Origin of the sequence: Thiorhodococcus minor, from assembly GCF_010820565.1 — a bacterium.
In the GTDB taxonomy this organism is placed as follows: domain Bacteria; phylum Pseudomonadota; class Gammaproteobacteria; order Chromatiales; family Chromatiaceae; genus Thiorhodococcus; species Thiorhodococcus minor.
Genome location: NZ_JAAIJQ010000064.1, coordinates 26,614 through 34,429 on the forward strand (window position 1 = coordinate 26,614; position 7,816 = coordinate 34,429).

Here is a 7,816-nt window from a genome sequence, read left to right on the forward strand (position 1 = left end):
CAATGGGCTGGCCGTCGCGCCTTGAATCAATCGCCTCCGGATCCTTTGGACGCACGACTCAAGTAGCCGTAGACCAGCAGCATGAGCGTGCCCCCGGCAAGCCAGGACAGGGTTGGCCAAAGCGGCACCCACTGGGTGAGCGCCGGCGTCTCCAGCCAGCCCGTCATGTTGAGCCCGATCCGCAGGAAGGCGGCCGCCGCGAGCGCGGCGAACAGCAGCCCCATATAGGTCCCCGCCCGACCGCCTCGGCCGGACGCCGCAGCCATCCCGAAGGCGCTTGGCAGGACGAGTCCCCACCCAATGCCCGCGACCCCATAGCCGGAGATCGCCGCCTCGATCCCAGGCAGCAGCGTCACCCCGATGCCGGCCGCTCCCACCAGACACCCGGTCAAGAAGAGGCGTGGCGGACCCCAGTGCTTCGCCAGGCGAGGTCCGGCGAAGACGATGAAGCTGAAGCTCACCCAGAAGACAGGCAGCAGCCAGGGAAGCCAGGTGGCATCCGAGTCGCGGAGGTAGCGCGGAGCGGCGTTGACGAAGGTGGCGATCTGAACCGCGAGCGCAACGAGCAGGACGGCCGGCAGCCAGCCAGGCGCCGGAACGGCGCGAGCAGCGGGCTGGGGCTTCGGCGCGCTCGGGGAGCCATAACCACGCTCGGCCAGGATCAGTCCCCCGGCGGTCAGGAGCAGTGCCAGGCTCGCCAGCAGGAACGGCAGCCTTGGGTCCAGCGTCTTGAGCAGGGCGCCCAGGTAGGGAGAGGCCGCGGCCGCGAGCCCCATCCCAAGCAGCGCCAGCCCGGCCAGCTTGGGCACCTCCGGCTGCGGAGCATGTCTGGCCAAGAGTGCGAAGAGCGGCGAGCGCAGCGCCGCGGAGCTAACCGCCCAGACCGCGATCAGAAGGAGGAAGATCAGGGGGCTCGCGCCCAGCCCGGGGACAAACGGCAGTGCGGCGAAGGCGATGCAGGAGACCGCCGCGGCCGCCGCTACCCCGTACCCAATGCGGGCGTAGAGGCGAAAGGCGCGATCGGCCATAAAGCCGGCCAAGACGTCGAAACAGGCGAAGAGCACCTGATCCGCGAGCAGCACCCAGGGCGTCCAGCCCTTGTCGATGCCGACCGACGCGAGCAGCTCCGGCAGGTAGATGGCGTACACCGTCCACGTCAGCAACAGAAAGAACTGGACGATGCCCAAGTAGAGGGCCAATCCGCCGGGCTTGCGGCTGTGCTGCTCGGGCATATGAAAAGTCCATCCGGATCAGGTTAGGTGATTTCCGGGAAACAGATTCCCCGTAGGATGGGCAAAGCGCAGCCTGCCCATCGTCCAGGCGCCTGAGCGACCTGGGTGGGCACGCCTCACAAAGGTCTTGCCCGTGCGCGCCGGCGTGCCAGGGGCTTTGCCCATCCGACTGGAGGCGCTGTTCTGGGTAGGATCATTTCAGGAAATCACCTTAAGGGCGATACACCGCCACCTGTGCCTTGCCTTCGGGAAAGCACCTGGCGGGTGCAATTCTTCGAGTCCCCCGCGCCAGCCCCAGCGCCGTATTTGCAGCCAGGCTGGCGGCTTCCGCGCGGGCGGAAGCGTCCGAGGCGGGCAGTTGGACCGGGTGGACGAGCGAGAGAGACTGTGAGAGTCATCCAAGCGCACCGCGAAGATCGCAGATTGGTGTAGGTTGGGCCGACGCAGGAGGCCCAACAATCAAAGCGTTAGGCTAGCCGCCATGTTGGGCTTCGTGCCTCAGCCCAACCTACGCAGAATTTCTTCACAGTCTCGAGCGCCAAGTCCACCGGATCCCGAGCTGGCGTTCCTAGAGCGCGCTTGTCCACCCTCGGAAGACGGCCGGTCGAGACGCGGATCCAGGCCTTGGACGCTCTGCGTCTAGAAAGACGGAATGGGGTTTGGCTGAGCCGTCCTAAAGGGACTGATATGCTTGGTCGCGGAAAAGGGGGTGTCTCGCCATGGGTGATCCCGGACCCCAGCCCCCGGGGATGCTGACCGAGTCGCCTACTGCAAGGCCAATTGCCCGCGTCCCGCCGTGTTCGGGGGTGATGTGGCGACTCGGCTTGCTGCAGTGCCTGTTGTTGCAATACGTGCGAGCGACGGCTCGGACCCTTTCTGGCTCCAACGAGCGAGCCTGGGCCGACGAGGAGCCAGGCAGTCGGCCGCCGGCCCCGAGCGCCGAAATCGGGCGGAGCGCACGGACTCGATCGGCGAGCGCGCCGGTCGGCGACGCCCGCGGCTAGATGAGACAGCGCCTGGAGAGACGCCTTGAGTCGTCGTCGGGCGCCCAGTGCGCCTCTCGAGCCCAGTGGGCGCTCGCAGCCGATCCGATCAGGTCAACCAGCGGAGATCCGATGACGAACAGCCAGAAGGAAGTCGTTCATACCCAGATCGATGACGTCCGCGAGGCGCTGGATCGGGGCAAGGTCAAGCGCGTGCGGCGTCTGCTCAAGACCATGCACCCGGCCAAGGTCGCCAGCCTGCTGGAAGGCCTGAGCGGCGATCAGCGGATCTCGGTCTGGCATCTCGTCGATGCCCAGGACGAGGAAAAGGTCCTGGCGCATCTGCCGCAGCGCCTGCGCCTGCAGCTCACGCGCGATCCGGACGCCAATGCGGCGGAAGACGGCGAGGGCGCGGAGCCGGTCGGTGCCGAATCGGAGGCCGAGAGCCAGCTGCGCTTGGTCTTGGAGGCCCTGGCGAACGGCAAGCTCAAGCGAATCACGCGGCTGTTCCGCAAGCTGCACCCGGCGCGCATCGCCGGCCTGCTGGAGTCGCTGCCCGCGGCCGAGCGCGGCACCGCCTGGGACATGGTCGACGGTGATCGCTCGGGAAAGGTCCTGCGGCATCTGCACGAGGAGGTTCGCCGGCGCTTGGCCGCCGAGATGGACCTGGAGGACCTGGTCGACGCGGCGCGTGCCCTGGAGCCGGACGACCTGGTCGACCTCATCCAGGACCTGCCGAAGGCGACTGGCCGGCAGATCCTGAACGCCATGAATGCGCGCGAGCGCGAGCGGCTCGAGTCCATGCTCTCCTATCCGGAGGACAGCGCCGGCGGACTCATGAACCTGGACCAGATCGCGGTCCGCGCCAGCATCAGGATCGGCACCCTGCTGCGCTATCTGCGCCTACTGGAGGAGCTGCCGCCGAATACCGACAAGTTCTTCGTCGTCGACCGCAAGCGTCACTATCAAGGCATCCTGAGGGCCGGACGGGTGCTGACGGCACGCCCGGAGATGACGGTCGCTGAGCTGATGGAAACGGACTTCGAGCCCGTGCCGGCGGAGCAGGGCAGCGCCGAGGTGGCGCGCCGCTTCGAGGATCAGGACCTCATCTCGGCCCCGGTCATCGACGCCAAGGGCAAGCTCCTCGGGCGCATCACCATCGACGACGTCGTCGACGTCATCCGCGAGCAGGCCGAGCACTCCATGATGGGCATGGCCGGCCTGGACGAGGAGACGGACATGTTCGCCCCCGTCCTGGCCAGCAGCCGGCGCCGCGCGGTCTGGCTCGGCATCAACCTCATCACCGCCTTTCTGGCCGCCTGGGTCATCGGGCTCTTCGAGGGCACGCTGCAGCAAGTCGTGGCACTGGCCGTGCTCATGCCCATCGTCGCCAGCATGGGCGGCATCGCCGGCAGCCAGACCTTGACGCTCGTCATCCGCGGCCTGGCGACGGGCCAGCTCGCGTCCGGCAACACCCGCATCCTGCTGTTGAAGGAGGCCGGCATCGGGCTCCTGAATGGCCTGCTCTGGGCAGTCGTGGTCGCCGCGCTGGCCATCCTCTGGTTCGGCAACTGGGCCATCGGCGGCATCATTGCCGCCGCCATCCTGCTCAACCTGCTCTGCGCCGCACTGGCCGGCGTCGTCATCCCGCTCATCATGCGCCGGTTCGGCATCGACCCCGCGCTCGCGGGGGGCGTGGTGCTGACCACGGTCACAGACGTCGTCGGCTTCTTCGCCTTCCTCGGCCTGGCGACCTTGGTCCTGCTCTAGCTGGCGAGGGCCTGTATCGTCAGCTGGATTCGTAGGGTGGACGAGCGAGAGCGAAGTCCACCGAATCCCGCACCCGAGTTGGTGGACTGCGCCGCCCTTGCCCATTCCACAACTGGAGCTCGGGCCAATCGATGACCGACGCACGCGTCCGCTCTTCGGGTCCGTCGAGAGCTTGGCGCTCGGGTACTTTCGCGCCAAGGCGTCGGGCAGAAAAATCTCACCCACGCCGGCGGCAAGATCCTCGTCCTGCAGCTGCTTGATCTATCCCAGGTGCATCCGCGTTGGCTCGATCAGCCGGGCGGGGAGCGGCACCACCCTGTCCTTGCCGCCCGGATCACGATCAAGGCATTGCCGAAGTCCACATCCGTCCCGCGCAAGCGGATGCACTCCATCAGCCGCATGCCGGTGCCATCCATCAGGCGGGCTATGAGCGCATTGTCCGCGCCATAGTAGCGCGGCGCCAAAGTCTATCAGTACGGTCTGATGTGCCGAAATTCAGGGATGTTCGACCGTCTTATCATTCCCATAGGACGCCGTTGGGGTCGATGTATGTTTCTGAAAAAGGCGGAATTTCATTATTCGAATACCCTGTGCAGCTTGTGAGGCGTCCGCATTCTGCTTGACAACCTACAAAAATGGTCGGACTCTCATTGGCAGGCAGCGGCATCTACGCCGGATCTCCAGCCAGCAGTCCACGGGGGGCCATGTCCAGAGGTCTTCGTAGGTGTATTTCTCTAGCAATCCCACTGGCGTTCGCTGCGACGCTTGGTAGGCGTCCGGGGAATTACAGAATGGCCCCAGCTGGCTTGATATCGTCCATTGTCAGGGCCTCGATCATCGCTTGGTCCAAGCGCTTGCTGGGTGGGAGCGGCGCCCCCCCGCGCCGGTCGCGTGATAGCGGCGGGGCGCCGCCCCCAGGTCGCTTCGCCTGAAGGATGCGCGGCGTCTACTCAACCGACTGGGCGGTCCGATGATCAACGCCATTGTCAGCCTGCGCGGCAGCAGTGCCGCAGCAGCGCTCACGCTCTTTCTTCTGAGACCATTCCCCTAAAGGAGAGCTTGCTTTGAATAGCCGATTGAAATTGTTTTGTGCGCTGCTTTGCGTGTTGCCACTCGCTTCTGTGCACGCCGGATACTCCTTAACCCCTAACGCAGCGATTTCAGGACACAACAAGAAAAAGATTTCAGGTGGGCTTGATGCCTGCAAGAAGGCTTGTGACAGCGAACGCAGCTTCGTGTGCAAATCTTTCGACTATGACAAGAGAAACGGCACCTGTGATCTCAGCGACAAGTCTGCCCAAGATGTTGGCGGTCTGAAAACCAACTACGAGGGAAACCCATACGACCACTATGCCAAGACGTCTGCTGCTCGAGGACCGATGACTGCTAACTACCGGGCTTACGAGCTAATCATGGATTGTTACAATGCTTCCATGCGTAACACAGGCTCCAAGAATTCACTCGGGGTCGTCTTTGTGACTTCTTCAGGGCAGAGCTATCAAGGCCGCAAAATAATGCAACCATCGGAAACCTGTAGTCAGGGCAATAAGATAGTTTATCGTTCTCCTCAGATAGCCTTGCCCAATCAGGATACGATCAGCAAAGTTGTCGTTTCTGCGACTGGACAGGATGCCTTATGGGCCAATAAAGTCCAGATTCACCAGTATGACAAGGGCGCGCCGAATACGGGTTTCAAACACCTCATACCGGGTAACTGGGATACGGGGCACGGTAAAGGCTACTGTCTATCACTTGATCGTGGCGACAATCGCGATGCATGGACGGCCTATGTTGCAGGCGGTTGCACACCGAAGATGACCTTTCAGATTGGTCGGGGCGCAAAAGCTCACTGAGACAGGCCTTGACCATCCCTTGGTTGGGCCTTGATCGTCCAGTTGGACTGGTAGGGTGGACGAGCGAGAGAGACTGTGAAGAAATTCTGCGTAGGTTGGGCTGAGGTACGAAGCCCAACATGGCGGCTAGCCTAACGGTTTGATTGTTGGGCCTCCTGCGTCGGCCCAACCTACAGCAATCTGCGATCTTCGCGGTGCGCTTGGATGACTCTCACAGTCTCGAGAGCGAAGTCCACCGACTCCCACGCCGGCGCCGGTGAACGGCGCCGCGAGACCGTGAAAACGTTACCGCGCAGGCCGGGTTCGCGTGGAACGACAGCAGGTTCACCCCTCGACTGTGGCAGCGGTGCCCCCGCCGCGACGGGCTCGCCGCCTGTGCTCGAAATGACATCCGCCGATTCCCCGAGACGCCGCTCGAGGCCCATCCCTACAGATCATCGACCGGGCTCTTCACCGGGACCACGCCGGGGCGGTTCATGACATGGGTGTAGATCATGGTCGTCGAGACGTCCGCATGGCCGAGCAGCCCCTGCACCGTGCGGATGTCGTAGCCGGCCTCCAGGAGATGCGTCGCGAACGAGTGCCGCAGCGCATGGCTGTTGACGCGCTTTTGGATCTTCGCCGAGCCACCCGCGCGCTTGACCGCGCGCTGTAGCCCGGATTCGTTCAAGTGATGCCGACGCACCCGCCCGCTTTTCGGATCCGTCGAGAGCTTGGCGCTGGGGAAGACGTATTGCCAGATCCATTCGCGCGCGGCGCTCGGGTACTTTCGGGCCAAGGCGTCGGGCAAAAAGACCTCGCCCAGGCCGGCGGCAACATCCGCGTCGTGCAGTTGCTCGATCTGCTTCAGATGCGCCCGCAGCGGCTCGACCAATCGGGCGGGGAGCGGCACGACCCTGTCCTTGCCGCCCTTGCCGTCGCGGATCACGATCAGGCCATTGCCGAAGTCCACATCCGCCACGCGCAACCGGATGCACTCCATCAGCCGCATGCCGGTCCCGTACATCAGGCGGGCCATGAGCGCATAGACCCCCTCCAAGGATTCGAGCAAGGTGCGTACCTCTTCGCGGGTCAGCACCACGGGGACGCGGGCCGGTCGCTTCGCCCGCGCGAAACGCATGTCCTCCAACGGCCTCTCCAGCACCTCTCGGAAGAGAAAGACCAAGGCGTTCAAAGCCTGCCGCTGCGTCGCCGCGGCAACCTTCCGATCCGCGGCCAAGTGTGCGAGAAAGCGTTCGACGTCACCTTGATCGAGCATCCTGTCATCGGGCTTGTCGGCGAACAGCAGAAAGCGATGACACCAATCGACATAGGTCTGCTCGGTGCGGATCGCATACCGCTTCGCGCGCAGCGTTCTTGCCAGCGTCTTCAATAGCGGCAGTGCTTTCGTCGACGCCGCATAGCGCGGACTGGATTGAACGCGTCCCTGCGGGCTTTGCTCAGCCGCAAGGGTCGGATGATCCGGCGCGAGGTCAGCGCCGGCCGACTTCCAGTAGTCCCAATCCACGTCACGTGCGGATGGGGATCCGGACAAGTCCACAAGAAGCAATTGCACGGCATCCACCGTCTGGCGAAACTGCCAGGCGTTGAGCCGGCGCTGACGGGCGTAGCTCTGGAAGAAGGCGGTGATCTGGTCCGGCGTGACCTCCCGCATCCGAGTCGGCTTGACGGCGTCGATGAAGGCCTCGGCGCGCTGAACGTAGTAACGGCGCTGGTTGGCAGGGATGCGCTCGCGCTCCAGGACCGCGAGATAGCGGTCCCAGCCGGTGGGAGCGCCCGTCTCGCGGCGGGCCGGCTGCTGGGGGCGGGGTGGCGGCTGACGTCCACGCATTGCTGTCTGCGAATATTGTGCTAGGCTGACATCAGTCTAGCACTGTACACGCGGTTGTCAGGCTATTTCGACTGTTGAACTAATCCGCTCCGCGGGGCTTTGAAGAGCCTCGTCGCTCACCCGCGCCTGACAGCGGTTTCACGCATC

The 7,816-nt window shown here is 64.2% G+C and carries 4 protein-coding genes; 2 read left to right on the plus strand and 2 right to left on the minus strand.

Features of this window, described 5'->3' with window-relative positions:
• Positions 1 to 26: 26 nt before the first annotated feature.
• Positions 27 to 1,232, minus strand: a complete 1,206-nt coding sequence (locus tag G3446_RS18505) for an MFS transporter (protein ID WP_164454316.1) — start codon at positions 1,230 to 1,232, stop codon at positions 27 to 29.
• A gap of 1,115 nt (positions 1,233 to 2,347) precedes the next feature.
• Between G3446_RS18505 and mgtE the strand changes: the two genes are divergently transcribed.
• Positions 2,348 to 3,985, plus strand: coding sequence for a magnesium transporter (gene mgtE, locus G3446_RS18510; RefSeq protein WP_164454317.1), 1,638 nt, complete (start codon positions 2,348 to 2,350; stop codon positions 3,983 to 3,985).
• A gap of 1,064 nt (positions 3,986 to 5,049) precedes the next feature.
• Entirely contained in the window at positions 5,050 to 5,838 is a 789-nt protein-coding gene (locus G3446_RS18515) for a PAN/Apple domain-containing protein (RefSeq protein WP_164454318.1), read from the plus strand.
• A 427-nt stretch (positions 5,839 to 6,265) separates the two neighbouring features.
• Here G3446_RS18515 and G3446_RS18520 read toward each other — a convergent pair whose 3' ends face one another.
• The gene (locus G3446_RS18520; RefSeq protein WP_167757091.1) at positions 6,266 to 7,669 is read right to left on the minus strand and encodes an integron integrase; all 1,404 of its coding nucleotides are present in this window, start codon (positions 7,667 to 7,669) and stop codon (positions 6,266 to 6,268) included.
• Positions 7,670 to 7,816: the final 147 nt, after the last annotated feature.

Coding starts and splice junctions, on each gene's coding strand:
- G3446_RS18505 (WP_164454316.1), bottom strand. CDS start 1,232: ATGCCCGAGCAGCACAGCCGCAAGCCCGGCGGATTGGCCCTCTACTTG.
- mgtE (WP_164454317.1), top strand. CDS start 2,348: ATGACGAACAGCCAGAAGGAAGTCGTTCATACCCAGATCGATGACGTC.
- G3446_RS18520 (WP_167757091.1), bottom strand. CDS start 7,669: ATGCGTGGACGTCAGCCGCCACCCCGCCCCCAGCAGCCGGCCCGCCGC.